The following is a 25,552-nucleotide window of genomic DNA, read 5'->3' on the forward strand; positions in this document are numbered from 1 at the left end:
AAAAGGCCTGTGATAACCTTTCGGAAAAATAGATTTCAGGAAAGCAGGGGGGCGCATGAAGTCATTCAGGAAGGAGCTTTTCTTCAATATCCAGGATAGGGTGGGGTTTGTGAATATTACCCCTCAGGTCGAGGAAGTCTTGAGCGAGAGCGGGGTGAGGGAAGGGCTCGTGCTCGTCAACTCGATGCACATCACCTCTTCGGTCTTCATAAACGACGACGAAAGGGGGCTGCACGCTGATTTCAAGGTCTGGCTTGAAAAGTTGGCCCCGCACGCGCCTACCTCGCAGTACAGGCATAACGACACAGGGGAGGACAACGCCGACGCGCACCTCAAGAGGACCATTATGGGCAGGGAGGTCGTCGTGGCAGTGACCAACGGGAAGCTTGACTTCGGCACCTGGGAGCAGATATTCTACGGCGAGTTTGACGGCAGGCGCAGGAAAAGGGTGCTTGTAAAGATAATAGGGGAGTAGCCGTAGTGGTCGAGAGGTTTATTGGTCTGGCGGGCCTTCTGGTCTTTGCTGGAATAGCGTGGGCCTTGTGCAGCGACAGGAGAGCCATAAGCTGGAGACTTGTCGCATGGGGGGTAGGGCTACAGTTCCTTTTCGCCATCATCATTTTGAAGACTGGGCCGGGGCTGCTGGTATTTGATTTCGCCAGGGTGGTAATGACCGGCATACTCAATTTTACCGACATCGGCTCGCGTTTCCTCTTCGGCAACCTCATAAGCGATTACAATATAGGGGCGATACTCGCCTTCAAGGTATTGCCCGTCATCATATTCGTATCATCGCTCATGTCGATCCTCTTTTATCTTGGCGTCATACAGGTGGTTGTAAGGGGGCTGTCATGGGTCATGGAAAGGACTATGAAGGCATCCGGGGCAGAGGCGCTGCTCTCTGCCATGTTCGTATTCATGGGCATAGAGGCGACGACAGGCGTGAAGGGCTACATACGCAGGATGACGCCTTCGGAGCTGTTTACTGCCATGGCCGCCTTCATGTCTACCATCGCCGGGAGCGTGATGGCCGTCTACGTTAGCTTCGGCGCGAGCGCGGGCCACCTGCTGGCGGCTTCTGTCATGAGCGCGCCTGCGGCGATACTTATATCAAAGCTCATATTGCCGGAATCGCGGAAAAAAGAAGTCCATGACGTTGAGGCGAAAGAGGCTTTAAAGAGCGTGGACGTGAACATAATCGAGGCCGCCGCAAACGGCGCCGCAGACGGCCTTAAGCTCGCGGCGACCATTGGCGCGATGCTCCTCGCCTTTGTCGCCCTTATCGGGATGACGGACCACTTCCTCGGCTACCTGAATACCTCTTTCGAGGAGATATCCGGCTATCTCTTCATGCCTTTCGCCTTCCTCATGGGCGTACCGTGGGAGGACTGCACGAAGGTCGGCCAGCTCCTTGGCATAAAGGTGGTCTTCAACGAGTTCATATCGTACCAGAAGATGCAGGGCATGATAGCGAGCGGCGCGCTTCAACCCAGGTCTGTTGCCATAGCCACCTACGCCCTTTGCAGCTTCGCGAACTTCGGGTCGATAGCGATACTCATAGGCGGTATCGGGTCGATAGCCCCTGAGCGGAAGAAAGAGATAGCGAGGATGAGCTTGAAGGCCCTTGTCGCTGGCGTGCTGGCGAGTTTTATGACTGCGGCTATTGCGGGGCTGCTGCTGTGAGACGGTTATTATTGTGAATACAGCACAGATTTATAATGGTGCGCATTGCGCACCCTACGCGACTGCTGCTGTGAGATGGTTACTATTGTGAATACAGCACAGATTTATAATGGTGCGCACAGCGCACCCTACGCGACTGAATGGACAGGACTCTTTACAGTCGCGGGTGCGCTGTGCGCACCATTTAATAAACATCAAATCGCAATTGAAACGATATGTCCGATTATAGCCCGGTGGGCTGTGCCCACCAAATCTATTGCCCAGTGTCCTCAAACCCCTTGCTCCCTTTTAGCAAAGGGGATGCGGAGCTTTAAGTTTTTTCCAAAACCTTCTCCTCCGTAAACCTCGGCTCTCCGTTGATGATCACCTCTACCTTCTCCTCGCCTTTTATGACCTCCATCGTCGGCTTGAAGAAGATGAAGTCCTGGTGGAATGGCACGCTCACTTTGCCACCGAAGGACGAGTTATCGCCGATGGCGATATGGACCGTCCCGAGTATCTTTTCCGTTTCGAGTATATTGTCAGGCCTTGAGGCCTTCTCGTTTGTCCCTATCCCAAGCTCGGCGATGTTGCCGCAAAGCGGGTTCTCTTCTATCCTCTCCTTAAGCAGTTTTGAGAAATCGTCATGGCCTATCACCTCGACGACCTGCCCTTTTTTGACGATCAGCTCGACCGGGTCTTTGAACCTTCCTGTCGGCGACCATTCGAGTATGAGGACGCCTTCGGCGGTCCCCTCGACAGGGGCGAGGAAGGCCTCTCCTGCCGGAAGGTTGCTGAATGAGCCGGGGGCGGTGAGTATGCCCGTGTCAGGGAGTACCGGCCTTCCCTTTATCGAGAAGCTTATGGAGGTGCCATTATGGGATGTGATAAAGGCCATCTCAGCCCCTGAGACCATCTCCACGAGCCTCTTTGTCCGCTTTTCCACCTCTTTCCAGTCGGCTGTCATGGAGCCTTCGAGCATGTATCTTTCGAAAAGTGGCATGGAGGCGTAACGGACGCCCTTGACGCGGGTCAATAGGTCCCTGAACCTCGTATGCGAGGTCGAATAATTGGATAGCGCGATTATGGCATCCGGGGATTCGCCGAGCCTCTCGACTATACGCTCCGCTTCGGCTATCTCCTGGTGGCCGGCCTTCTTCGCCAGTATCTTTTCGAGGACGCCTTTAGCGGTAAGCTCCTCGACCGCCATTTTCCCGAAGCAGGCATCCCACATTGCCCTGGGCGGCTCCTTGCCGTGGCTTCCTACGGCAGGGTACTCGATATATTGGGAGTTGCAGAACTCCTTTCCGGCCTCCGCCACCTCTCTGGCGATATCGACGAGTGAAAGGCGTCTTTGCCTTTCGTCATCCGATACGGGCTCCCCGGCCCCTATGATGTCGGTGAAGACAAGGAGCAGCTCCTCTTTTTTTACGGCGAGGTTTACGGTGAAGATTTTCTTTATAGCTTGAGACATTGCAGTCCTCCTTTTAATAACCTCAATATATCACCAGCCCCTTTTTTGTCAATCAGCCCTTGGCCTGCGCTCTCGGCCATGTTCAAAATATTGACATCTTTTTTTGGATTGTTTATAATACGTCAAAATTAAGACTCTTCCCATCACGCATCCAGGAGCCCCGTTCATGAGCTGCAAGATCCTTCTCGTAGAGGACGAAGAGTATATACGCGAAAACCTGAGCGAAATACTCGAGATGAACGGGTATAGCGTCGCTACCGCGCCTAACGGCGAGGCGGGATGCGAACTGGCCAGAAAAAACGAGTACGACCTCGTCCTCACCGACCTTAAGCTACCGGGGATGAGCGGCATCGACGTCGTCCGCTCGATAAAATCCATCTCTCCCGACACAGCCTGCATAATACTTACCGGCTACGCCTCCGTTGAAACGGCGGTAGAGGCCATGCGCGTCGGCGCCTTTACTTATCTTAAGAAGCCCTTCAGCAAGGACGAGCTTCTTATCACCATAGAAAAAGCCCAGGAAGTCCATACGCTTAAAGAGGAGAACTCCAAGCTCAAGGACGAGATAAAGAAGGGCTGCACGACCGCCATACTCGGCACCAGCTCCGAGATACAGCAGGTCAGGGACGTTATAGACAAGATAGCTGATACCGATTCCACGGTGCTTATACTTGGCGAGAGCGGCACCGGCAAGGAGCTTGTCGCCAGGGCCCTCCATTATGGCAGCACGAGGAGCAAAAAGCCCTTTGTCCCGATAAACTGCGCGGCGATTCCCGAAGACCTCCTTGAAAGCGAGCTATTCGGCTACGAGAAGGGCGCATTCACCGGGGCCATAGCCACCAAGATAGGCAGGTTCGAGGCGGCGCATGAAGGGACTGTATTCCTCGACGAGATAGGGGACATGAGCCCTGGGCTGCAGGTCAAGATATTGAGGGTATTGCAGGAGAAAGAGTTCGAGAGGGTAGGCGGGCGCAACTCGATAAAGGTGGACGTAAGGGTGGTCGCGGCCACCAACCAGGACCTTGAAAAGGCCGTCGAGGAGAAAAAATTCAGGAACGACCTCTATTATCGCCTGAACGTCATCCCCGTTCACCTGCCGCCATTGAGGGACAGGAAAGAGGATGTCTCTGTGCTCGTAGACCATTTCATCGAAAAGATGGCCCTTCGCAAGCGCAAGACCATAACGGGGGCGACCCAGGACGCTTTGAGGCTCCTTGAGGCCTATGACTGGCCGGGCAATATAAGGGAGCTTGAGAACCTGGTGGAAAGGCTCGTCGTCCTAAAGGACGAGGGGAACCATATCACCCCGAGGGACCTCCCGGAGAAGATAAGGCAGGCGAGGGGGGCCGCCTCGTCTCCAGCCAGGGGTATCTTAAGCCTCAACGATGACGGCGTGGATTTCAATACGGCTGTGGACAACTTCGAAAGAGAGCTTATCCTTTCAGCCCTGCAAAGGATGAACGGCATAAAGAAGAAGGCCGCCGAGTACCTTAACCTCAACAGGACCACCCTTTTAGAGAAGATGAAGAGGAAAGGGCTTCTTGAGCAGTTGGACTCTCCAGAGGCCTCTGAAAACGAGCTTGCCGGGTCATGAATTTGACAGGTGCGGCCCCTGAGCGCCTGAAAACCAGCTATCTTGTCCCGCGCATCCAGCGAAAACACGTAGTAGCCAGTCTTAAAATACTTCCATAACATATCGAAATACCTATCTGATTCTCTTCTGAACCGCCCAGGCTCTTCCCATGCTCTTTTTCTGGCACGGTTGTTGCTTTTACAGAATAGCGACCAACCATGAAGATCATTGCAGCCATAATCCTGTCGTTTGTAGCGATCGCGTCATCAGCCTATGCGGCGGAAATAGTCGCGATGCGCGCATCCGTCCAGAAGGACTTCCACAGGCTCACGATCATATTCTCGGAAGATGTCCCGGTTGAGGTCTCAAGTAACGGGGAGCACCTTTTCGTCAAGATAAGCGAATTCAAGTCAAAGCTCCCTGCCGACAGCCCTGTTACCGAGTACCTGAAGGTTGAAGGCCTTGCCGAAAAAGAAGGGCAGCCAGGCAGGTCAGCCACCCTCGATATAACGCTTATTGAAGGGGCGACGTTTAAGCATTCAACGTTGACAGGCCCGTTCAGGATGATAATCGACGTCTTCCCGCCACCTGGCTACCTGGCGAAAAAGGAGCAGAGGCCCAAAGAGGTCTTTATATTGGAGCCAGACCCCGTAAAGCTCGTTGCCTTCAACGATTCATGGAGATGGGTCTACAGGAAAAAGGCGGTCGTGGCGCTCAAGGCTGAGCTTTATGCGCCACCTCCTACGAGCCCTTTCAGGATAGTCCCAGGCGTATCAACTGAAAGCAGGGATTCGGTTTTAAAAGGTATTACTAACGCCGTTTCATCCCATAAGGCAAAGGGTGAGCGCTCAAAGGCCGAGGTCCTGGGCGCTATTGCCAATTTCTACAGCGGAAAGTCTTCTCATATCGAGCTTGAGAACGCGTTGAGGGCCAACCCCGCTTCAGGCTATTCGCCGCTCGCCTACTTCATCATGGGGGACTACTTTGAAAGAAAGGGCTTCTACCCCGAGGCCTCCGGGTACTTCATCCGCGCTATAGAAGGCAAGGATAACCAGCTCAAGGCCGAGGCGGTCTTCAGGAGGGGGCGGCTCTATTTCTTCGAGGAGAAGTACGCACAGGCAAAGGACTGGTTCAGTAAGTCCCTTGACGCAGGCTATGAAGAATCCAGGGTATGGCTTGCCAATACCCTGCTTATAAAGGGCGAGACAGAGCCAGCGTGGAAGATGTACAGGGCAGGGGTCAGGGCGATAGAAGAGCTTGACCCTGTGACACGCCTGAGCCTCGGGGATATGCACCTTGCCAGGGGCAATTACCAGGAGGCGCGCTACTTATACGGCGGGCTCAGGTCAAGGTATCCAAAGGAGGATTTCATGAGCGACTTCCTTCTCATCAAAGAGGGGGATACGCTTTTTGCCGAAGGAAAGGCAGAGGAAGCAGCGCTTCTCTATAACAGGACGAAGGATAAGCTTAAGGGCGAGCAGTGGGCCATGGCCGCGCTTGCGCTCGCAGACGCTTACTTCGCGTCAGGCGAAGGCGACTCGGTTGGTAAGGCCGAGAAGATATATGAGACGGTCGCGACCGGCTCCTTCGCCTCCACGGAGGTCGCCAACCTCCGTCTTGTGGCTGCAAGGCTAAGGCTGGGCAGGTACCCTGAGGCTTACGGCGATATCTCGCGCTTTTACGCTAAATACCCTGTAAGCCCGGTAAGGCAGGACCTGGAAAAGGTATCGTCGATACTCTTCTACGAGTGGCTTGACTCGCTTTACAGGAGTGGCGACCACTTAGGCGTCCTGAAGCTCTTCCTTGATATGCCCCTTAGCGTGCCTTTCGGGAAGAAGGCGGAGACATATTTTAAGATCGGAAGATCGTCGATGGAGACAGGGCTCAATAGCGAGGCGGTGAGATTGCTCGACAACGCCGTAAAGATGGGGACCGGCCCCATGGTCGAAGATGCGATGCTCCTGCTCGCTCGGGTCTATATAGCGCAAAACGACATCAATTCGGCGGAAAGGCTCGTAGGGGCCTTCAGGACGAGGTTCCCGAAGAGCGCAAAGACCAGAGAGTTAAATGAGCTGGATGCCATGATAGCCTTTGAGAAGGGCGAGCACGGGACGGTATCGAGGTTCACCGGCACGGCGGACCCCAGGCTTGCCGCCATGAAGGCGGAATCGGTCTTCAAGGTCGGACGTTTCGGGGAAGCGGCGGCCCTTTTCGAGAACGCGGCGCGCGCCTTTCAGGCCAGGGGAGAGTCGAAGGAGGCCTCCAGGGCGTTCTTGAGGTACGCTGACGCGATCTTCGAGACAAAGGACTTCGCGAGGGCCGCGCAAGGATACAGGCAGGCTGCGGGACTGATCGATGAGAAGGAGAAAGAGGAGAGGTCGTGGGCGCTCTACAGGCTGGCACAGTGCTTCTCCAGGCTCGGACGCGCCGCTGACAAGGCCAGGGCCATAGAAGAGCTTAAAGCCGCCGGCGGCGAGTACGCGCCCTGGTCGGAAGGCATATTCAAGGAAGCAAAGGGCATTTAGGAGGGCTTGATGACAGAGCAGGTACCGGTAGACCTTCTTAGCGACGCGTTCAACGTCTTCAGGGAAGCCTCGACAAAGCTCGAACAGCAGTACGCGATGCTTGAGACGAGGATAGAGGACTTAAGCGCTGAGCTGGCGGAGAAGAACAGGGCCATAGAGAGGTCGAGGAGGCTTTCCGCCATGGGCGAGATGGCCGCCAGGATAGCGCACGAGATAAGGAACCCGCTCGGCTCCATGGCGATATTCTCAACACTCCTTGAAAGGGAGCTTTCCGCAGAGCCCGACAGGAAGAAGCTCGCCACCCACATAAGCACCGGCATCAAGACCCTTGATAACCTGCTTTCAAACATGCTCCTTTTCGCCAACTCGCCGGAGGCGAGGCTTAAGGCGGTCGATATAAAGGAAATAATAGAAGACTCGGTGCTCCTCGCGAAAGGGCGCGAGAAAAAAGGCGTTGAGATAGATACCTCTTTTGCCGGACAGACGCAGTTCGCGGCTGACCCCAATCTGCTGCGCCAGCTGTTCCTTAACCTCATAATAAACGCGCTCGACGCGGTCGGCGAGGGCGGCAGGCTTGAGATAACGGCCAGGATGGTAGAGAAGAAAAAGAGGTGCATGGAGATAAAGGTGAAAGACAACGGCGGCGGGATCCCGGTTGAGCACCTCGACAGGATATTCGACCCGTTCTTCACGACCAAGGACAGGGGCACCGGGTTGGGGCTTGCGATAGTGACCACCGTGGTAGACGCGCACAGGGGCTATATGAAAGTAGACTCTTCAAAAGGCGATGGCACGACCTTTACCATCGGGCTGCCTGCCGGCGAAATGGAGATGATATGAAAAGGGTCCTTGTCGTAGACGACGAAGCCGGGATGAGGCTTGCCATAAAGGAGGCGCTTCTAAGAAAGGGCTACGAGCCCGTACTCGCGGAAAACGGCATGGAGGCCCTCGAAGAGCTTTCTTCTGGCGAGTTCGGAATGGTGATAAGCGATATCAACATGCCAAGGATGGGCGGCATGGAGCTATTAAGAGAGGTCAAGAAGGCAAGACCGCGCCTTCCGGTGCTCCTTATAACCGCCTTCGGCACCATCCAGAAGGCCGTCGAGGCGGTAAAGGAAGGGGCCGTGGATTTCATACTGAAGCCCTTCAGACTCGAGGCCCTTGAAGAGACGGTCGAGAAGGCGTTCAGGATAAGCGAGAGCGCCGCGTTTGAGGCCAGGGGCAAGACCATGCTCGCCAGCGGCGCCAGGATGCAAAAGCTCGTATCGATGGCGATGGTGGCGGCCTCAAGCGACGCGACTGTCCTTTTATCAGGGGAGAGCGGTACAGGAAAGGAGCTTCTGGCCCGTTTTATACACGAGAACAGCCCAAGGAAAGAGAACGCATTTGTAGCCGTAAACTGCGCGTCCATCCCCGACGGCCTCCTTGAGAGCGAGCTTTTCGGACACGAAAAGGGCGCTTTCACGGGGGCCCACTCCTCAAGGCAGGGGAAGTTCGAGCTTGCAGATAAAGGGACCATACTCCTGGATGAGATAAGCGAGATGGACTGTAAGCTCCAGGCCAAGCTCCTTCGCGTAATACAGGAGAAGGAGGTAGAGAGGCTTGGCGGCAGGTCGCCTCTTCCGCTTGACATCAGGATAATAGCCACGACCAACAGGGACATGAGAAAGGAAGTGAAGGAGGGGCGTTTCAGGGAGGACCTCTTCTACAGGCTTAATATCTTTCCGCTAACGCTTCCGCCGCTTCGCGAGCGCGGCGAGGATATCGAGGCCCTCGCGCTTCATTTCATGAAAAAATTCAGCGCCAAGTACTTAAGAAGGGTCGAGGAAGTTTCCCCCAAGGCGATGGAGCACATAAAAAAGTGCGAGTGGAGGGGCAATATCAGGGAGATGGAAAATACCATGGAAAGGGCGGTACTCCTCTCGCAGGGCAGCGCCCTGGAGATAGAGCATCTTGTCATCTGCAACGACCCCTGCGAGGCCGATATCCAGATATCGGAAGATACCCATGACAGGAATCCGGATGCCGGCAGCGCCAATTTAATGACACTTTGGGAGATGGAGAAGGGGCTTATAAGCAGGACGCTTGATGAAGTGGAGGGGAACAGGACGCATGCGGCCAGGATCCTCGGCATCTCGGTCCGTACTTTAAGGAATAAACTCAAGGAATATGGGCAGATTTTGCCCGGGTAGGAATAATCTTCCCTTTCCGGCCCCTGTCAGTCGATATCTTAAGGCAGGCCCTTAGTCCATTTATTACGGTTGGTACGGTATTTGCAGAATACAAGACCTGATTGCCAATAAAATCCAAAGGTGACTGTATGACCGGCGGGATCTTCGACAAGACCATAGAGCTTCTCGGCAATACGATGGACCTGCGTGCCTCAAGGCACAAGCTCCTCTCATCCAACATCGCCAACCAGGAGACACCCGGCTACCGGGCAGTCGACATCAACTTCGAGCAGGAGATGAAGAAAAGGGAGGGCAGTGCGCCGGCGGGGATGTATCTCGCGAGCACCAACCACGCCCATATCTCCTTTGGCTCGCCTTCCTCGCCTGAGCCCCGGGTGCTCGACAGGGCTACGGACCTGCCTGGCTATGACGCCAATTCGGTAGGGATCGAGGCCGAGATGGCAAGGCTTTCAGAGAATACCCTCATGTACAATATTTCAGCGAACATACTCAAAGGCAAGCTCAACATGCTCATGACGGCCATAAAGGAAGGAGCGAGATAAATGGCGGACCTTTTCTCGGTTAGCGCCTCCGGGATGGAAGCCCAGAGGCTCAGGATGAACATCATCGCGAGCAACCTCGCCAACGTAGAGACGACGAGGACCGCAAGCGGCGGGGCTTACAGGAGAAAGGACATCGTATTCTCCTCGAACGGGCAGAACGACTTCGGGAGCCACCTGCAGAGTGCCTCGGCGAACTACAATACCGGTGTAAAGGTTGCGGGGATCGTAGAGGACGCGAGGCCCCTTAAGTATACCTACGAGCCCGGCCACCCTGACGCGGACAAGAGCGGCTATGTGGCCTATCCCAACGTGAACGCGGCGGAAGAGATGGTCAATATGATAGCTGCTTCCCGGAGCTACGAGGCCAACGTTACGGCCTTCAAGGCGACGAGGGAGATGGCGCTACGCGCCCTCGAGCTCGGACAGTAATTAATAAGGAGAAGAAGCCATGGTTGATTCAGTAAAAGGGGCCTTGAGCGCCCAGATAGATTCCCTCGGTAAGGCCGCGGCTGGCGGAGAGCAGGGGACAGGCTTCTCTCAGGTCCTTAAGGAATCGATAGACAAGGTCAACAGCCTCCATAACGAGGCTGACAAGGCGATAGAGGGGCTTTCCACCGGCCAGGTGAACAATATCCATGACACCATGATAGCCATAGAGAAGGCGAACCTCTCCTTCAACCTCATGGTGCAGGTAAGAAATAAGCTCGTGCAGGCCTATGAAGAGATAATGAGGACGCAGGTATAACCCATGGACAAACTCCTTGAGAGCATTATCTCTTTCGTGGCCAAAAGGCCGGCTGTAACGCTCGCCGTGGCAGCCGCGGCCATAGCGGCGATAGCGGTATCGGTCCTCTGGAACCAGGGGCCGGAGTACCAGACCCTCTACGCGCAACTGTCGGACGAGGACTCTGGCGCGGTAATAGAGAAGCTCAAGGAGAAGAGGATACCCTACAGCGTAGACGGCTCGACCATAAGCGTCCCGGCGGACAAGGTCTACGAGACCAGGATGGAGCTTGCCGGAGAGGGGCTGCCGCAGGGCGGGGGCGTGGGTTTCGAGATATTCGACAAGACATCTTTCGGCGTGACGGATTTCGTGCAGAAGGTCAACTATAAGAGGGCCCTTCAGGGCGAGCTCGCCAGGACCATAGCCCAGATAAAGGAAGTAGAGTCTGCGAGGGTGCACCTTGCCCTTCCGGAGAAAGGCGTATTCCTTGACGAGCAGAAAAAGGCCCGCGCCTCTGTGATCGTGAAGCTCAAGCCCGGTAAGGAGCTCAGCCAGGGGCAGGTAAGCTCTATCGTGCACCTGGTCGCCAACAGCACCGATAATCTCAAGCCGCAGGACGTGGCCGTGGTCGATACAGCCGGGAGGATGTGGACGAGGGAGTCGGGCGGGGAGAACCCGCTAATACTTTCATCCACACAGCTTGAGTACAAGAAAGGCATCGAGAACGACTACGAGCAGAGGCTCCAGAGCATGCTCGAGAAGGCAGTAGGCGTCAACAAGGTGGTCGCCAGGGTCTCCGCCGAGGTCGATACCAAGCACGTAGAGCGCACAGAAGAGAGGTTCGACCCGGATGGGCAGGTAGTCAGGAGCGAACAGAGGGGGAAGGAGAAGAGCATCGGCGGGACGGTTGCCTTGGGCGTGCCTGGGGTCCTCTCCAACATGCCCGAGACGGCGCAGGCCCAGGCCCCGGCCAACTCGACACCTTCGCAGAGCCAGAGGCAGGACGAGGTAATAAACTACGAGATAAGCAAGGTCACGAGCCACGTCGTAGAACCGATCGGCTCGATAAAGAGGCTTACGGTGTCGGTCCTGGTTGACGGCACCTACCAGACTGTAAAGGACGCCGACGGTAAAGAAGCCCGCAATTACACACCGAGGGCGGATGATGAGTTGGCAAAATACACCGAGATGGTAAAGGGTGCGGTGGGCTTTGATGAATCGAGGGGTGACGTCATATCGGTCGTAAGCGCGCCCTTTGAGCAGGAGACATCAGAGGCAGAGGTTGTGGCTACTGAAAAAGAGTATTATTTCCCGCCTCAGCTCGTGCCGGTGGCCATGAAGTACGGGACAGTCCTCCTCATTACGGCCCTTACGCTCATCTTCGTCGTCAGGCCGATCATGAAAAGGCTCATGCAGGAGAGGGCGGCCCTCGAGGAGATACAGCACAAGTTGCCTCATGCCCTTGCCGCCGGTCAAGGCGGCGCTATGCTGGATGCCGGCACCGACGCTGACAAGGATTCGGTGAACAGGTTGAAGGGCGTCGTCAAGGAGAACCCCCAGCAGGTGGCGATGGTCTTGAAGAACTGGATCAAGGAGAAGTGATGGCTAAGGAACCAAGGCTAAAAGGGCCTGAAAAGGCCGCCATACTCTTGATGAACATAGGCGAGGAACTGGCAAGCGATGTCTTCAAGTTCATGACCCCTTCCGAGATGCAGCTCCTCGGCGGGATGATGGTCAGAAAGGAATCGATCTCGCTCCAGATGGGCCGTCACGTAGTGAGTGAGTTCATCGAGATGCTCGATAAGGGAGAGCTCTTTGTCGAGGGCGTCGAGTTCGCCAGGAACGTGATGGTAAGGACGCTTGGCCCGGAGAAGGCGCAGTATATACTCGACCAGATAACCAGGGAGATGGGCGGGGGCGGCATAGAGTCGCTTAAGTGGATGGACCCGGCTCTCGTGGCAAACATAGTCAAGGACGAGCACCCGCAGATAATCGCGCTGATACTCGCGCACCTGGACGCTGACAGGGCGGCGATGGTGCTCTTGAACATACAGGAAGACAGGCTGAGGGGCGAGGTCATGCTACGGGTCGCGAACCTGAAGCGGATCCCGCAGGCCGCCGTAAGGGACCTGGAGTCGCTCATAAGCGAACAGATGCTCTCGGCGGAGTCCAACCAGGGTTCTTCCGTCGAGGGGGTGAAGCTCGCCGCCGAGATATTGAACCAGATAGATTCCAAGGCCGAAGGCGACATCATAGACATCATCGAGAAGGCCAGCCCGGACCTCGCCATGCGCGTCCAGGAGAAGATGTTCGTCTTCGCGGACCTCATGGGAGTGGACGACAGGGGCCTGCAGCTCATAATAAAGGAGCTCAGCTCGGACGTGCTCGGCCTCGCCCTCAAGGGCTCGGACGAATCGATAAAGGAGAAGTTCCTCAAGAACATGTCGGAGAGGGCTTCCGAGATGCTACGCGAGGACATGGAGGCAAAGGGGCCTGTAAAGCTCTCCGACGTCGAGAGGTCTCAGCAGGAGATAATAAAGATCGCAAGAAGGCTCGAGCAGGAAGGCAAGCTCGCAAGGTCGGGAAGGGGCGGAGATGTACTCGTCTAAGATCATAAAGAACACCTCCGTAAGGATAAGCCCGGAGCCCTTCAGCCTTCCCGCCCATGGACATTCGCATGGCCACGCCGGCAGTAAAGACCATGAAGGCGTCGGCAGCGGGATAGAGGCCATTGAGAAAGAGGCTTACGAGAAGGGCTTCATGGCCGGCGAGAAGGCAGGCTTCGAGTTCGGGGCCAGGAAGGCCGATGTGTACTTTAGCGGCCTCGAAGGCATAATACAGGAGCTTGCGTCTTTCAGGGAATCGCTCTTCAGCGCCTGCGAAAACGAGATGGCCGTACTTAGCCTGGCGATAGCGAAAAAAGTCGTCCAGAGAGAGGTGGAGATAAAAGAGGACGGTGTGCTCGATTGCGTGAGGACCGCCCTCAAGGCCGTTGTCGCCGGCGGGGAGATAGCCATAAGGGTCAACCCCAGGGAGATCGAGGTGGTGAGCAGGAACAGGCCAGAGCTGCTTAAGTACTGCGGAGGCGCCAGGGGCTTGAGCGTAGAGCCTGACGAGCTTGTCTCAAGGGGCGGGTGCGTCATATCGACGAACTTCGGCGAGATCGATTCGACCATCACTTCCATAATGAGCGAGATAGAGGAGAAGCTTGCTGACGCATACAGCCGCCCTTGAGCGCCTGAGAAGGCGGACCAGGGCCGTAGATGAGATAAACCCGGTAAGGGTGCACGGCAGGGTCACGAGGGTAATAGGCCTTGTGATGGAAGGGCTCGGCCCGGGCTCCTCGGTCGGTGAGCTCTGCCATGTATTCCCCAAGGACGGCCACGAGCCCATCCAGTGCGAGGTCGTGGGCTTCTCAGAGGACAAGATACTCCTTATGCCTCTTGGAGAGGTGAGGGGCATAGGGCCGGGCAGCAAGATAGTCGCCCGCAGGACTATCGCGTCTGTTAAGACCGGGAGGGCGCTCCTCGGGAGGACACTCGATGGTCTCGGCTCCCCGATAGATGGTATCGGCCCATTTGAACCTGAATGCGAATACCCGCTTTACGCTACCCCTCCAAACCCGTTAGCCAGAAAAAGGATAGAAAGCCCCCTGAACGTGGGCATAAGGGCCATAAACGGCCTCCTGACAGTTGGCAAGGGGCAAAGGATAGGCATCTTCGCCGGCAGCGGCGTTGGTAAAAGCGTCCTTATGGGCATGATGGCCCGCAACACCGAAGCGGACGTGAACGTCATCTGCCTTGTGGGCGAAAGGGGCAGGGAGGTAAGGGAATTTATAGAGAAGGACCTCGGCGAGGAAGGGCTCAAGAGGTCTGTACTTGTGGTCGCCACATCTGACCAGCCGCCTCTCATAAGGATGAGGGCGCCGCTGGTGGCAACCGCTATAGCCGAATACTTCAGGGACCAGGGCAAGAACGTGCTCCTGATGATGGATTCCATCACAAGGTTCTGCATGGCCCAGAGGGAGATAGGGCTTGCCATAGGCGAGCCGCCTGCCACAAAAGGCTACCCGCCTTCGGTCTTCGCCCACCTGCCGAGGCTCCTGGAGAGGGCAGGGACGTCCGGCGGGGAAGGCAGCATAACCGGATTTTACACGATACTGGCGGAGGGCGACGACGTGAACGACCCGGTAGCGGACTCTGCAAGGGCCATACTCGATGGACACATAGTCCTTTCAAGGGACCTCGCGCACCATGGCCATTACCCCGCGATAGACGTTCTCTCCAGCGTCAGCAGGGTCATGAACGACATAGTGACGACAGAGCACAGGAGTGTTGCCATGAAGGTGCGCTCGGTGCTGTCGACTTACAGGAAGGCCTACGACCTTGTAAGCATCGGAGCCTATAAAGAAGGCAGCGACCCGAAGGTTGACCACGCGATAAAGTCCATCGACAGGGTGAACGCCTTTTTGAGGCAGGACATCTCGGAAGGGGTGGGCTACGACGACAGCGTGCAGTCGCTTTTCGGCCTGCCGGCATGAAGAGGTCATGAGAAAGTTCAAATTCAACCTTGAGCCGCTCTTTGAGTACAGGCAGAGGCTTGAGGAGATAAGCCATAAGGAGTTTGGCGAGTCTCTGGAAAGGCTCAAGGACGAGGAGCGCAGGATCGAAGAGCTCAAGGAGCTGTACCTGAAGTCCAGCCATGAGATAGATTCTCTCAAGGAGACGGGGGCCGGGAGGCAGGAGATGGAGCTTTACCATTCGTACATGTCCGGCCTCAAAAGGCATATATCCGAGCAGGACAGGATACTCGTTCAGGTGAGCGCCGTCGTTGAAAGGAAAAGGGGCGAGCTCATAGAGGCGTCGAAGAACAGGAAGGTCATTGAGCTTATGAAAGAGAGGTCTTTGAGCTCATACAATAAACGCATGGACAAGGTTGAGCAGAAGGAGTCTGACGAGCTTGTAACCGCCAGGTTCGGGAGGAATGGAAATGATGAAAAATAAGGTGATCACCGCAGTTTTGGCAGGCGCCGCGCTTGGTGGCGCGCTTTATCTGGGCTGGTACGGTCTCACTACCCCGTTGGTCCTCGCAAGCCAGGAGAGTGCCGTCTCATCGTTGCCGTCTGCCCCTGGCGCTCAGGCGGAGAAGGGGCTTCTCGCCGCGATTAACAGGAAAGAAAAGGAGATAGAGGCCAGAGAGGGAGATCTCCTTAAAAAAGAGGAGCGCCTCAACGCCATAAAGGGCGATATAGAGAGCCGCCTCGGGGAGCTCAGGAAGGTGCAGCAGGATATCGAGTCGATGGTCAAAAAGATAAACGAGGTCAATGACGAGAGGATAAGGAAGATAGTAAAGATCTACGAGTCCATGGGCCCTGAGGAGGCGGCTTCAAGGATAGAGGCGCTCGATAAGGAGATGGCCGTGATGATACTCGCGACGATGAGCGAAAGGAAGGCCTCGAAGATACTCGCCTTCGTAAACGTTGCCAAATCAGTAGAGCTAAGCAGGTCATTCAAGGTCAAATAATGCAGGCTTACGAACTTCTTTTGAGGGGCAGCCCTGTGCTGCCCCTTTTTTTTTGCCTGTTTACCCTGGAGATGGGAAAAATATGCATCGCCACCTGGAAAAAGATGCCTGCCATTACCGCTCAGTTAAAAGAAGAGTTTTAGCCTTTCCTTTATAACTCACCGAATATCCGCTGTTTTTCATTCTTAATCCAAGTTGGCACGCCTGTTGCTATTAACATACTCACGAAAGAAACGTGTGAGGGGCGGATAATGATAGTCTCATCGATTTCATCAAACGATTTGTCAGGCGGCTTTAAGGCCGAAGATAGCGGGAAAGGCGCTGACAACGAGTTCTCAACGCTCCTCGATGGTCTTTCCAGGGCTACCGATGTGGCGGACACCTCTGCCAGGGAGGAGGCCGATATCGTGGAAGACTCTCCTGAGGCTGACACAGGAGCCAACGCAGGGGAAGATGCGGCGAAGGCTTCTTTGGCTGAGGTCAATGACGCCGTTTCCGTCCCGGGGGTATCCCCGGCGGCTTTTACGTTTTCTGCGGGCGCACTAACGGCAACGCCATCAGGCGATGGTAGCGCCGAAGGTCAAATAACCGGGCCGGTACAGAAAGGGGCAGCTCAGCCTCTGACAATCGGTCCAGCATTTAATGGCGAAGTAAAGGGGCTGATCGAGGGCGTTGAAGCGCAGATACCCTCTGGAATTGGCGTGGACGCTCAGCAGTCTCCTGAAGATTTCCTTGATGAAGTAATGCCTCAGGCTGCGGCGACCAACACTCAGCCGTTAGACGCAAGCAAGGGCGAGTTTCAGGGGCGTGAAGAGCTTAAGGCTGTAGAGACTGTGAGGACAGAATCAAATGGAGCGAAAGCAGAGGATAGCTCTGGTGACCCAGGCGGCCTGACATCTGTTGAAAATACCGAAGGCCAGGACGCTAACGCGCAGTGGAACGGCCGGGAGGGCGCTCAAGGGCAGAGAAATAACGAAACCACGGGCGGCGACCGGCATTCCGCTACAATACACGCAGGCAACGGCTTCAAGGAGCTTGTCGATATGCCGGCCAGGACATCGCCGGCTGCCGCTGTTGACTCATTCGAAGAGCTTAAGGAGAAGCTCAACGCCGGCATACGCATCTCGGTGCAGAACGGCGGCGGCGAGGTGAGGATGAGGCTCAACCCGGAGAACCTCGGCGAGCTTGTAATAAAGCTTAACATTGTAAACGACGACGTGGTCGCAGAGATACTCGCCGATAATCTTGAAGTGAAGCGCGCGATAGAGACGGACGCCTCGGTCCTTAAGGAGGCGCTCGGCGCCAACGGGCTAAACCTGAAAGAATGCGTGATCGGAATTAGCAGGAGCGCTCAGGGCATCTCTCAAGATCAGGGCGGCATGAAAGAACAGTTGAACGGTGGCTGGCAGGACAGGGACGGCGAAGGGCGCGGCAGAAGATTTGAGGAGGAAGAGTTGCCTTCATACAGACGGGACGCGTCAAGCGGTCGAATAGACATCTTTGCTTAACGGCCCTTTTTTGGAAAGGAGAAAGTGATGATAGAAGGCGTAGGTGTATACGGTTCAGGGGCATCATCATACAAGCCAGAAGCCGAAGATGCGATGGGCAAGGACGCGTTTTTGAAGCTCCTGGTCACGCAGCTTGAGAACCAGGACCCGTTGAACCCGATGGACAACACCGATTTTGTGGCTCAGCTCGCCCAGTTCAGCTCTCTCGAGGGGCTGCAGAACATCAACTCTACCATGACCGGGATGGCCAATAGCGTCACGAGCCTCCAGGACTTTGGCTCCGCCAGCCTCATCGGCAGGGTCGTAAAGGCTGAGACAAGCAAATTTGACTTCGACGGCACGAATGAGCAGGTCGTTGGCTTCTCGCTTGGAGGGTCCGCCGAGTCTGTGAGCCTCACGATAACCGACGCCTCAGGCCTGCCGGTGAGGACGATAGAGCTCGGGGCCAGGGGCGCGGGGGATAACGAGGCCGCCTGGGACGGCAAGGACGGCAGGGGGTTGGCTCTGCCTGCCGGCAAGTACGGGTTCTCCGTGAACGCTAAGGGGGCTGACGGGGCTCCCATGGGCGCTGAGAAATATATCCTCGGCTATGTGACCGGGGTAGGGATGGAAGAAGGAAGCTCGAGTATATACGTCAACGGGACGGCCGTCAAAAGGGACGGCATAAAAGAGATCTATTAAACTTAAGACATCCAAAGAAGGAGGAACATAATGCAGTCAGCTCTTTATACCGGAATAAGCGGCCTTAACGCCAACATGTCGAACCTCTCGGTCATAGGCAACAATATCTCAAACGTTAATACCATCGGCTTCAAGGGAAGCAGGGTCACCTTCGGAGATGTCCTCAGCCAGACGCTTTCTGGCGGCTCCGGCACGAACCAGATCGGCCTCGGTGTACAGATGAGCAGCATACAGAAGCAATTCAGCCAGGGCGCCTTCGAGAGCACCGGCAACGCGCTCGACCTGGCCGTCAACGGCAGCGGCTTCTACATGGTAGGCGATCCTGTGCTCGGGTCCAGGTACTATACCAGGGCCGGGCAGTTCTCCACAGACAAGGACGGGTTCATAACAAACCCGGAGGGCCTGAGGCTCCAGGGGTATATGGCTAACAGCGCCGGGTCGCTTCAGAATACGGTCACGAACCTTCAGCTTACCACAAAGATAATAAGCCCTAACCCTACGACTAACGCCGTACTTAACGCCAACTTGAACTCCAACGCCCCGGTCTCCGGCTTCGTCTTCGACTCGGGCGCCAACGACGATATACGCTTCAGTATCGACGGCGGCACTACCTGGCTCACCGCGAGCCTCGTTAATGACGGCGGCCTTTCATCAGGTGGCGCGGCAACCGGGGCAGAGGTAGCCGGCGCGATAAAGACCTCACTACAGTCTGTCGGGGCGAGCGGGGAGACATACACCGTGACATTCGACGACCAGACCGGGCTCTTTAGCGTTACAAATGACTCAAGCAATTCCGGCAGTCTTGTCCTTGACTGGGGCAACGCCGCTTCGACCTCCGCCTCGCTCCTCGGCTTTTCAGCAAGCTCAGGCGTCCTCGCGGCGGGGTCGAGCGACACAGGTTCTTCCGCAGCCGGTGAGTTTGACCTCGATAACGCCGGAGACACCTCGAACTTCTCGGTGCCGGTAACGGTATACGATTCCCTCGGCAACGACCATGTCGTTTCCCTCTACTTCAGGAAGGATTCATTGGGCGCCACTGGAAACACCTGGGAGTGGTTCGCTGTGGCAGACGCCTCGGAGTCAACGAGCGGCAATACCGAGGTGCAGGCCCAGGGCAATGTGACATTCAATAGCTCCGGCGCCCTATATTCCGAGAGCGCCACTACATACCCGACCGGCGGCTTTAACTTTACTGGCGGCGCCGGGCAGGGGCAGAACATCACCTTCGACTTCGGCACCAGCATAACACAGGGGGGCACTGGTGTAGACGCCACCACACAGTACGGCACAGCCTCGGGCGTTTCGACGTTAACACAGGACGGCTACTCATCCGGCAACCTACAGAGGATAAGTATCGACCAGAACGGCATAATAAGCGGCATCTTCACCAACGGCAGGGACTTAACACTCGGGCAGGTGCTCCTGGCCGACTTCGCCAGCCCGACGAACCTGTCGAGTGAGGGCATGAACCTCTATTCCGAGACATACGACTCAGGGCAGTCCCTTATAGGCGCCCCCGGTAGCTCTGGCCTCGGCCTGGTACAATCGAGCACCCTGGAGCTTTCCAACGTCGACCTCGCGAGGGAGTTCGTAAACATGATCTCGGCCCAGAGGGGCTTTCAGGCCAACTCAAAGATAATAACCACCACAGATGAGCTCCTCGCCGAGCTTGTGAACCTCAAGCGTTAAAGAGGCCAAGTGCAGCAAAGGGGCGATGGCTTTGGCCATCGCCCCTTTTTTTTGTTTTTTTGAAGGGCTGAAGTCATATTTCTGACGCGCCTGCATCCAATCCTTTGACGGGACGTGCTGCCACCACTTTTAAGGCTATTCGCGTCATATTATTTTACTTTTAAATCAAGGTACTTGGCAGGTCAGTATGGCCTTGCCGGGGACTGGCACGGGTATTGCAAAATCAGTAGGCATTCACAAGTCTGAAGATGGCCGGAGAGACCGGAAAGAATACTTAGGAGGCTCAGATGAGCGCAGAAGAGAAGAAGGAAGAGGTAGCACACCCTCCGAAGAAGGGAAAGGGCCTTCTCATCGCCATAATAGCCGTTGCCGTCTTAGGGTTGGGCGCGGGGGCCTATCTTTTCCTCAACGGAAAGTCTGGTAACGCCGGAGAGCACGGCGCAAAAGAGTCCTCGCATGGCGGTGAAAACGGGGACTCAAAGGCGAGTATCTTCGCCCTCGAGCCTTTCATCGTGAACCTCCAGGACAACTCCGGCACAAGGTACCTTAAGCTCACCGTGAACCTTGAGCTTCCTCCCGGTTCATCGACCGTCGAGCTTACGGGCCTTGCAACTCAGATAAGGGACTCTCTCATCATACTCTTGAGCAGCAAGAGCTATACGGATATAGGCACTGTAGAAGGCAAGTACCAGATGAGGGACGAGATAGTGGCCAGGGTCAACCAGTACCTGGCCAAGGATAAGGTAAAGACCGCCTATTTTACTGAATTCGTGATCCAGTAAAGGGACCGACATGGCAGAGCAGATACTTACACAGGTAGAGGTAGACGCGCTCTTAAGGGGCCTTTCAAACGGCGATATAAAGACCGAGGCTGAAAGGCAGGAGGAAGGTGAGACCGGAGATGTCCGTTCCTATGACTTCGCCAATCAGGAGAAGGTCATACGCGGCAAGCTCCCGGCCCTTGAGATGATAAACGAGAAGTTCAGCAGGGCTGCGAGGATACCGCTATTTAACGTGATGAGAAAGACCGTGGACATAAGCCCGGATAGCACCAAGACCCTCAAATACGAGGAGTTCCTGAGAAATTTGCAGGTGCCGTCGAGCCTGAACGTCTTCCAGCTCATGCCGTTCAGGGGGCAGGGCGTTTTAAGCATCGACCCGAGCCTTGTCTTTCTCATAGTGGACAGCTACTTCGGCGGCGACGGAAGGTTCCATAACAGGATCGAGGGCAGGGACTTCACCAACGTCGAGCAGGCGGTCGTGAAAAAGATAGTGGAGGTCATATTCCACGAGATGTGCGCTGTCTGGAAGGCGGTACACCCGGTGGAGTTCAAGCCGCTCAGGTCTGAGATGAACCCGCAGTTCGTGAATATCGTCGCACCCTCTGAGCACGTCATGGTCTCGACCTTCAGGATGGAGATAGAGGCGATCTCCGGCAACTTCTTCATCTGCATACCCTATTCCACGCTCGAGCCGATAAAAGACAAGCTCCTCGGCTCGCACAGGATAGACAGCTCAGAGGTAGACGTGAAATGGACGGAGAACCTCAAGTCGCAGTTCGCAGGCGTTACTCTCGCGCTTTCCGGCGAGATAGGGAGGGCGGAGATAAGCATAACGGACCTTCTGAGCCTCAAGGCGGGGGACGTGATACAGCTGGACAGGAAGGTAAAGGACCTGCTGGACGTACACGTGGAGGATCTGCCTAAGTTCCTGGCAAGACCAGGCGTCATGGACAACAATTACGCCCTCAAGATGATGGAATCATCCAATGGAGAAAGGAGTTAGGTGATGAGCGAGAACGAGCAGGGGACTACGAACGGCGCGATGGACGACCAGTGGAGCACTGCCTTCGAGGAGGCAAAGCAGGCGCAGCCGGCGCCGCAGCCTAAAAAGAACGAGGTCGAGGCGAGGCCGGCGAGCTTCGGAAATCTCAAGCATGAAAACAACGGGAGCATCACGAACATGGAAATGCTCCTGGACATACCTCTTACAGTCGCGGTTGAGATAGGCAGGACGAGGATGCTCGTGAAGGACCTCCTCCAGCTGGGACAGGGGGCGGTGGTCGAGCTTGAAAAGCTGGCTGGAGAGCCGATGGAGATACTCGTTAACGGCAGGCTCATCGCGAGGGGCGAGGCCGTGGTGGTAAATGACAAGTTCGGAGTGAAGCTTACGGACATCGTGAGCCAGAGCGAAAGGCTGAACAGGCTGAAATGAACGACTCTTACATGTATCTTCTCGTAAAATCGATCCTGACGCTCGTTTTCATCCTCGGCCTCCTCGGGGTGGCCCTCTACGCCCTCAAGCGTTTTATGAAGGGGCAGGCAAAGGGCAAAAACGGAGCTGCCGCCGACCCGATAAGGGTCGTTGCCACGTCGTTTCTCGGCCCGAAGAAGAACATAGCCGTTGTAGAGGTTGCGGGAGAGATGCTCGTCCTCGGGCTTACCCCGACGTCGATAACCTTCCTTTCAAGGGTCGAAGGGACAGAAGCTGTAGAGGAGCTCAGGAAGCTCAAGGACTCGAAACGCAGGCCTTTTTTAAGCATCCTTCAGGGGGGCCTTTAGGTGGTTCTGATGAAAAGAACGGCGCTGATATTATTATCTATAGCCCTCTCACTCGTCGCCTCCTCTGGCGCGGTCTTTGCGGCTGACCAGGTTGGCCCGGTTGGCCTTCCGAACGTAAGTCTCACGCTTGGCGGCGCAAACTCACCTCAGGGGCTTGCCACGGCGATACAGATAATATTGCTTCTTACGGTCTTGACACTCGCCCCTGCCATATTATTGATGATGACGTCTTTCACGAGGCTTATAGTCGTATTCTCTCTTCTGAGGCAGGCACTTGGCGTCCAGCAGGCCCCTCCGAACCAGGTGCTTGTAGGGCTCGCCCTCTTCCTTACTTTTTTCATAATGTCGCCGGCGCTCACCAATATAAACGAGACAGCGCTCAAGCCGTACATGCAGGGGACGATCTCCCAGGAGGCCGCCTTCACCGGGGCGATAAAGCCTCTTCGCGATTTCATGCTCAAGAACACCAGGGAAAAGGATATGGAGCTTTTCCTGAGGCTTTCAAAGGCCGAGACCCCGAAAACGAAGGAAGAGATACCGACGCTCGCCCTTATACCGGCGTTCGTCACAAGCGAGCTGAAGACGGCCTTCCAGATAGGCTTTCTCATCTACCTGCCGTTCCTCGTAATAGACATGGTCGTCGCCAGCGTCCTCATGTCGATGGGCATGATGATGCTGCCGCCGGTCATGGTGTCGATGCCCTTTAAGCTGATGCTCTTCGTGCTTGTGGACGGCTGGTACCTGCTGGTCGGCTCTCTCGTGCAGAGCTTCGGATAGGAGACGCGCCAATGACCCCTGAATTTGTGACAAGCATAGGCCGGGAAACCGTAGAGGTGGTTATCATGGTCTCGGCCCCGATACTGTTAGTAGGCATGGCCGTCGGACTGGTGATAAGCATACTCCAGGCTGTCACACAGATACAGGAGATGACGCTTTCTTTCGTGCCGAAGCTCATCGCGGTCTTCATCGCGCTTATAGCGCTGGCACCATGGATGATGGAAGTGATGCTCAAGTTCACGAGCGATATATTCACCAACATACCCAACTACATAAGGTAAATGGACATAGCACAGTACATATTGGCTAATTACTCGACCTTCCTTTTCGTGCTCGTCAGGACCGGGTCGATCCTCATGGCAGCGCCGATATTCGGCGCGGTAAACGTGCCGATGCAGATAAAGCTCGGCCTCACCATGCTGATAGCGGTCCTGCTTACGCCGCTTACGCCTCAGGTCCCCTTGCCCCAGTCGGCCTTTGCACTGGCCGCGTCTGTCGGGGGCGAGGTCCTTATCGGAATAACCATTGGACTTGCCATCAGGTTCGTCCTGAGCGGCATAGAGTTCGCCGGGCAGGTCGCCGGTTTCCAGATGGGCATCGGCATGGCGACCGTCTACGACCCGCTACACGGCTCGCAAGTAACGGTCCTTGGAAAATTCCTCAGCATACTCACGCTCCTCATATTCCTCAGCGTAAACGGACACCTGATGGTCATAATGGCCCTTAAGAAGAGCTTTGACGCGATCCCCCCGTACGGCTTTAATTTTTCAGGCGAGCTTATGGATGGCTTCCTGGCCTTCTCGCGGGAGATATTCGTCCTTGCCTTCAAGTTCTCCGCGCCGGTGGTGGCCATATTGATATTCGTGAACGTGGCCCTCGGCATAATGGCGCGCACAGTCCCGCAGATAAACATGTTCGTCATAGGTTTCGCGATAACGATATTCGTCGGTTTTCTGATGATAGCCATGTCATTGCCGGTCTTCGAGACGGCGGTTACCGCGGTCTTCGACCAGATGTGGCAGGGTGTCTTTAACCTCATGAGGGTGATGTAATGGCTGAGGAACAGGGCCAGGAACGCACAGAACAAGCTACATCGCGAAGGCGCGAACAGGCGCGCGAGGAAGGCAATTTCCCCACATCGCGAGAGGTAAGCACGCTTTTCATGGTCGCCGGCGGGGTGGCGGTCCTCTACTTCTCCTCGACCTGGATGTACTCAGGTGTGGCCGATGTCATGAGGAAGTACTTCCATGTCTTCAAGGGCGAGCTCGGCATAAAGGAGCTCGACACGATATTCAAGGACCTCTCATGGAGCTTCCTCGTGATAATAGCGCCGGCCCTGGCGATACCGTTCCTCGGAGCGCTGTCCTACGTCCTCCAGACCGGCTTCAACCTCACGTCAAAGCCGCTCGCGCCTGACTTCAACAAGATCAATCCGCTTGCCGGGATCAAAAAGTTCTTCTCCATAAACTCGCTCGCCGAGCTTGTGAAATCGGTCCTCAAAGTGAGCGTTCTCTCTTACGTCGTCTACTCCTGCGTAAAGCAGGAATGGCAGACGATGCCCATGCTCATCGACATGGACGCCGCGCCGTCCGTCCTGTACGTAGGACAGACCACCTTCAAGATAATGCTCAGGACCGTATGGGTCATCGCGGCCATAGCGGTCATAGATTACGCCTTCCAGAGGTGGCACTTCGAGAAGGGCTTGAGGATGACCAGGGAAGAGATCAGGGAAGAGCACAAGGATACCGAGGGAGACCCGGTTGTCAAGGCCAGGATCAGGTCCTTGCAGAGGGATATGGCCAGGAAGAGGATGATGCAGGACGTGCCAAAGGCGGACGTCATCCTCACCAACCCGACCCACCTGGCTGTCGCCCTTAAATATGACAGGACAAAGGGGAACGCGCCGGTGGTGGTGGCAAAGGGCGCGGGCCTTGTAGCCGAGAAGATCAGGGAGATCGCGAAAAAGCACGGCGTGCCGGTCCTTGAGAACAAGCCCCTCGCCAGAGGCCTCTTTAAGAGCGTGAAGATAGGGATGGAGATACCGGCGAGCATGTACAAGGCCGTTGCCGAGGTGCTCGCGTACGTCTACAGACTGAAATCGAAGGCGAGGAGATAAGGAGT

The 25,552-nt window shown here is 55.7% G+C and carries 27 protein-coding genes; 25 read left to right on the forward strand and 2 right to left on the reverse strand.

The features are described 5' to 3' along the window. Positions 1-55 precede the first annotated feature (55 nt). Together A2V21_300230 and A2V21_300235 are read left to right on the forward strand one after the other, a co-directional pair. Entirely contained in the window at positions 56-475 is a 420-nt protein-coding gene (locus A2V21_300230) for a secondary thiamine-phosphate synthase enzyme (GenBank protein ID OIJ72817.1), read from the forward strand. Positions 476-480: 5 nt separating this feature from the next. Beyond that, complete coding sequence (locus A2V21_300235) at positions 481-1,683, forward strand: hypothetical protein (GenBank protein ID OIJ72818.1); 1,203 nt, start codon at positions 481-483, stop codon at positions 1,681-1,683. A 310-nt stretch (positions 1,684-1,993) separates the two neighbouring features. On the opposite strand, the gene A2V21_300240 is transcribed toward A2V21_300235, so the two are convergent. Further along, positions 1,994-3,136 carry a hypothetical protein gene (locus tag A2V21_300240; GenBank protein OIJ72819.1) on the reverse strand — a complete coding sequence of 381 codons (1,143 nt, stop codon included), beginning with the start codon at positions 3,134-3,136 and terminating at the stop codon, positions 1,994-1,996. Positions 3,137-3,302: 166 nt separating this feature from the next. Between A2V21_300240 and A2V21_300245 the strand changes: the two genes are divergently transcribed. The 9 genes from A2V21_300245 (at position 3,303) to A2V21_300285 (ending at position 13,301) form a co-directional block, all read left to right on the forward strand. Then, positions 3,303-4,730: a Fis family transcriptional regulator gene (locus tag A2V21_300245; GenBank protein ID OIJ72820.1), complete on the forward strand. Its 1,428-nt coding sequence runs from the start codon at positions 3,303-3,305 to the stop codon at positions 4,728-4,730. A 197-nt stretch (positions 4,731-4,927) separates the two neighbouring features. Next, a complete protein-coding gene (locus A2V21_300250; GenBank protein ID OIJ72821.1) occupies positions 4,928-7,234 on the forward strand; it encodes a hypothetical protein in 2,307 nt (768 codons plus the stop codon). Positions 7,235-7,243: 9 nt separating this feature from the next. After that, positions 7,244-8,074: a hypothetical protein gene (locus tag A2V21_300255; protein OIJ72822.1), complete on the forward strand. Its 831-nt coding sequence runs from the start codon at positions 7,244-7,246 to the stop codon at positions 8,072-8,074. Continuing rightward, complete coding sequence (locus tag A2V21_300260; protein ID OIJ72823.1) at positions 8,071-9,426, forward strand: hypothetical protein; 1,356 nt, start codon at positions 8,071-8,073, stop codon at positions 9,424-9,426. Before A2V21_300255 ends, A2V21_300260 begins: the two co-directional genes overlap by 4 nt. A gap of 128 nt (positions 9,427-9,554) precedes the next feature. Continuing rightward, positions 9,555-9,968: a flagellar basal-body rod protein FlgB gene (locus A2V21_300265; protein OIJ72824.1), complete on the forward strand. Its 414-nt coding sequence runs from the start codon at positions 9,555-9,557 to the stop codon at positions 9,966-9,968. Then, positions 9,969-10,397 (forward strand): flagellar basal body rod protein FlgC, encoded by a 429-nt coding sequence (locus A2V21_300270; GenBank protein OIJ72825.1) that lies wholly within the window; start codon positions 9,969-9,971, stop codon positions 10,395-10,397. It abuts the gene before it with no gap. 19 nt (positions 10,398-10,416) lie between these two features. Continuing rightward, the gene (locus tag A2V21_300275) at positions 10,417-10,713 is read left to right on the forward strand and encodes a flagellar hook-basal body complex protein FliE (GenBank protein ID OIJ72826.1); all 297 of its coding nucleotides are present in this window, start codon (positions 10,417-10,419) and stop codon (positions 10,711-10,713) included. 3 nt (positions 10,714-10,716) lie between these two features. Further along, positions 10,717-12,294, forward strand: a complete 1,578-nt coding sequence (locus tag A2V21_300280; GenBank protein OIJ72827.1) for a flagellar M-ring protein FliF — start codon at positions 10,717-10,719, stop codon at positions 12,292-12,294. Continuing rightward, the gene (locus A2V21_300285; protein ID OIJ72828.1) at positions 12,294-13,301 is read left to right on the forward strand and encodes a flagellar motor switch protein FliG; all 1,008 of its coding nucleotides are present in this window, start codon (positions 12,294-12,296) and stop codon (positions 13,299-13,301) included. Before A2V21_300280 ends, A2V21_300285 begins: the two co-directional genes overlap by 1 nt. 135 nt (positions 13,302-13,436) lie before the next feature. Here A2V21_300285 and A2V21_300290 read toward each other — a convergent pair whose 3' ends face one another. Beyond that, on the reverse strand, positions 13,437-13,877 hold the full coding sequence (locus A2V21_300290; GenBank protein OIJ72829.1) for a hypothetical protein: 441 nt from the start codon (positions 13,875-13,877) through the stop codon (positions 13,437-13,439). Positions 13,878-13,930: 53 nt separating this feature from the next. Here A2V21_300290 and A2V21_300295 point away from each other — a divergent pair, with 53 nt between their 5' ends. From A2V21_300295 to A2V21_300360, 14 genes are all read left to right on the forward strand, one after another. Further along, positions 13,931-15,232 (forward strand): flagellar protein export ATPase FliI, encoded by a 1,302-nt coding sequence (locus A2V21_300295; GenBank protein ID OIJ74983.1) that lies wholly within the window; start codon positions 13,931-13,933, stop codon positions 15,230-15,232. A gap of 7 nt (positions 15,233-15,239) precedes the next feature. Then, positions 15,240-15,695: a flagellar export protein FliJ gene (locus A2V21_300300; protein OIJ72830.1), complete on the forward strand. Its 456-nt coding sequence runs from the start codon at positions 15,240-15,242 to the stop codon at positions 15,693-15,695. Further along, positions 15,682-16,215 carry a hypothetical protein gene (locus tag A2V21_300305; protein OIJ72831.1) on the forward strand — a complete coding sequence of 178 codons (534 nt, stop codon included), beginning with the start codon at positions 15,682-15,684 and terminating at the stop codon, positions 16,213-16,215. The genes A2V21_300300 and A2V21_300305 overlap by 14 nt, the downstream gene beginning before the upstream one ends. Positions 16,216-16,466: 251 nt before the next feature. Further along, the gene (locus A2V21_300310; protein OIJ72832.1) at positions 16,467-17,723 is read left to right on the forward strand and encodes a hypothetical protein; all 1,257 of its coding nucleotides are present in this window, start codon (positions 16,467-16,469) and stop codon (positions 17,721-17,723) included. Positions 17,724-17,750: 27 nt separating this feature from the next. After that, positions 17,751-18,404, forward strand: coding sequence for a hypothetical protein (locus A2V21_300315; protein ID OIJ72833.1), 654 nt, complete (start codon positions 17,751-17,753; stop codon positions 18,402-18,404). A gap of 30 nt (positions 18,405-18,434) precedes the next feature. Then, a complete protein-coding gene (locus tag A2V21_300320; protein OIJ72834.1) occupies positions 18,435-20,093 on the forward strand; it encodes a hypothetical protein in 1,659 nt (552 codons plus the stop codon). A 287-nt stretch (positions 20,094-20,380) separates the two neighbouring features. After that, positions 20,381-20,875 carry a hypothetical protein gene (locus tag A2V21_300325; protein ID OIJ72835.1) on the forward strand — a complete coding sequence of 165 codons (495 nt, stop codon included), beginning with the start codon at positions 20,381-20,383 and terminating at the stop codon, positions 20,873-20,875. 10 nt (positions 20,876-20,885) lie between these two features. Next, complete coding sequence (locus tag A2V21_300330; protein ID OIJ72836.1) at positions 20,886-21,878, forward strand: flagellar motor switch protein FliM; 993 nt, start codon at positions 20,886-20,888, stop codon at positions 21,876-21,878. Positions 21,879-21,881: 3 nt separating this feature from the next. Continuing rightward, positions 21,882-22,307, forward strand: a complete 426-nt coding sequence (locus tag A2V21_300335; GenBank protein ID OIJ72837.1) for a flagellar motor switch protein FliN — start codon at positions 21,882-21,884, stop codon at positions 22,305-22,307. After that, positions 22,304-22,654 carry a flagellar biosynthetic protein FliO gene (locus A2V21_300340; protein ID OIJ72838.1) on the forward strand — a complete coding sequence of 117 codons (351 nt, stop codon included), beginning with the start codon at positions 22,304-22,306 and terminating at the stop codon, positions 22,652-22,654. The genes A2V21_300335 and A2V21_300340 overlap by 4 nt, the downstream gene beginning before the upstream one ends. 9 nt (positions 22,655-22,663) lie before the next feature. After that, positions 22,664-23,431, forward strand: coding sequence for a flagellar biosynthetic protein FliP (locus A2V21_300345; GenBank protein ID OIJ72839.1), 768 nt, complete (start codon positions 22,664-22,666; stop codon positions 23,429-23,431). 11 nt (positions 23,432-23,442) lie between these two features. Beyond that, complete coding sequence (locus A2V21_300350) at positions 23,443-23,712, forward strand: EscS/YscS/HrcS family type III secretion system export apparatus protein (GenBank protein ID OIJ72840.1); 270 nt, start codon at positions 23,443-23,445, stop codon at positions 23,710-23,712. Next, on the forward strand, positions 23,713-24,483 hold the full coding sequence (locus tag A2V21_300355; protein ID OIJ72841.1) for a flagellar biosynthetic protein FliR: 771 nt from the start codon (positions 23,713-23,715) through the stop codon (positions 24,481-24,483). Further along, on the forward strand, positions 24,483-25,547 hold the full coding sequence (locus A2V21_300360) for a flagellar biosynthesis protein FlhB (GenBank protein OIJ72842.1): 1,065 nt from the start codon (positions 24,483-24,485) through the stop codon (positions 25,545-25,547). The genes A2V21_300355 and A2V21_300360 overlap by 1 nt, the downstream gene beginning before the upstream one ends. Positions 25,548-25,552 lie beyond the last annotated feature (5 nt).

Source organism: Deltaproteobacteria bacterium GWC2_55_46 (genome assembly GCA_001595385.3).
Lineage (GTDB): Bacteria > Desulfobacterota > GWC2-55-46 > GWC2-55-46 > GWC2-55-46 > UBA5799.

Bases quoted from the DNA above. Each gene is read 5' to 3' on its own strand.
- A2V21_300230 (OIJ72817.1), top strand. From the start codon at position 56: ATGAAGTCATTCAGGAAGGAGCTTTTCTTCAATATCCAGGATAGGGTG.
- A2V21_300240 (OIJ72819.1), bottom strand. From the start codon at position 3,136: ATGTCTCAAGCTATAAAGAAAATCTTCACCGTAAACCTCGCCGTAAAA.
- A2V21_300245 (OIJ72820.1), top strand. From the start codon at position 3,303: ATGAGCTGCAAGATCCTTCTCGTAGAGGACGAAGAGTATATACGCGAA.
- A2V21_300250 (OIJ72821.1), top strand. From the start codon at position 4,928: ATGAAGATCATTGCAGCCATAATCCTGTCGTTTGTAGCGATCGCGTCA.
- A2V21_300255 (OIJ72822.1), top strand. From the start codon at position 7,244: ATGACAGAGCAGGTACCGGTAGACCTTCTTAGCGACGCGTTCAACGTC.
- A2V21_300260 (OIJ72823.1), top strand. From the start codon at position 8,071: ATGAAAAGGGTCCTTGTCGTAGACGACGAAGCCGGGATGAGGCTTGCC.
- A2V21_300265 (OIJ72824.1), top strand. From the start codon at position 9,555: ATGACCGGCGGGATCTTCGACAAGACCATAGAGCTTCTCGGCAATACG.
- A2V21_300270 (OIJ72825.1), top strand. From the start codon at position 9,969: ATGGCGGACCTTTTCTCGGTTAGCGCCTCCGGGATGGAAGCCCAGAGG.
- A2V21_300275 (OIJ72826.1), top strand. From the start codon at position 10,417: ATGGTTGATTCAGTAAAAGGGGCCTTGAGCGCCCAGATAGATTCCCTC.
- A2V21_300280 (OIJ72827.1), top strand. From the start codon at position 10,717: ATGGACAAACTCCTTGAGAGCATTATCTCTTTCGTGGCCAAAAGGCCG.
- A2V21_300285 (OIJ72828.1), top strand. From the start codon at position 12,294: ATGGCTAAGGAACCAAGGCTAAAAGGGCCTGAAAAGGCCGCCATACTC.
- A2V21_300290 (OIJ72829.1), bottom strand. From the start codon at position 13,877: ATGGAAGTGATGGTCGAATCGATCTCGCCGAAGTTCGTCGATATGACG.
- A2V21_300300 (OIJ72830.1), top strand. From the start codon at position 15,240: ATGAGAAAGTTCAAATTCAACCTTGAGCCGCTCTTTGAGTACAGGCAG.
- A2V21_300305 (OIJ72831.1), top strand. From the start codon at position 15,682: ATGATGAAAAATAAGGTGATCACCGCAGTTTTGGCAGGCGCCGCGCTT.
- A2V21_300310 (OIJ72832.1), top strand. From the start codon at position 16,467: ATGATAGTCTCATCGATTTCATCAAACGATTTGTCAGGCGGCTTTAAG.
- A2V21_300315 (OIJ72833.1), top strand. From the start codon at position 17,751: ATGATAGAAGGCGTAGGTGTATACGGTTCAGGGGCATCATCATACAAG.
- A2V21_300320 (OIJ72834.1), top strand. From the start codon at position 18,435: ATGCAGTCAGCTCTTTATACCGGAATAAGCGGCCTTAACGCCAACATG.
- A2V21_300325 (OIJ72835.1), top strand. From the start codon at position 20,381: ATGAGCGCAGAAGAGAAGAAGGAAGAGGTAGCACACCCTCCGAAGAAG.
- A2V21_300330 (OIJ72836.1), top strand. From the start codon at position 20,886: ATGGCAGAGCAGATACTTACACAGGTAGAGGTAGACGCGCTCTTAAGG.
- A2V21_300335 (OIJ72837.1), top strand. From the start codon at position 21,882: ATGAGCGAGAACGAGCAGGGGACTACGAACGGCGCGATGGACGACCAG.
- A2V21_300340 (OIJ72838.1), top strand. From the start codon at position 22,304: ATGAACGACTCTTACATGTATCTTCTCGTAAAATCGATCCTGACGCTC.
- A2V21_300345 (OIJ72839.1), top strand. From the start codon at position 22,664: ATGAAAAGAACGGCGCTGATATTATTATCTATAGCCCTCTCACTCGTC.
- A2V21_300350 (OIJ72840.1), top strand. From the start codon at position 23,443: ATGACCCCTGAATTTGTGACAAGCATAGGCCGGGAAACCGTAGAGGTG.
- A2V21_300355 (OIJ72841.1), top strand. From the start codon at position 23,713: ATGGACATAGCACAGTACATATTGGCTAATTACTCGACCTTCCTTTTC.
- A2V21_300360 (OIJ72842.1), top strand. From the start codon at position 24,483: ATGGCTGAGGAACAGGGCCAGGAACGCACAGAACAAGCTACATCGCGA.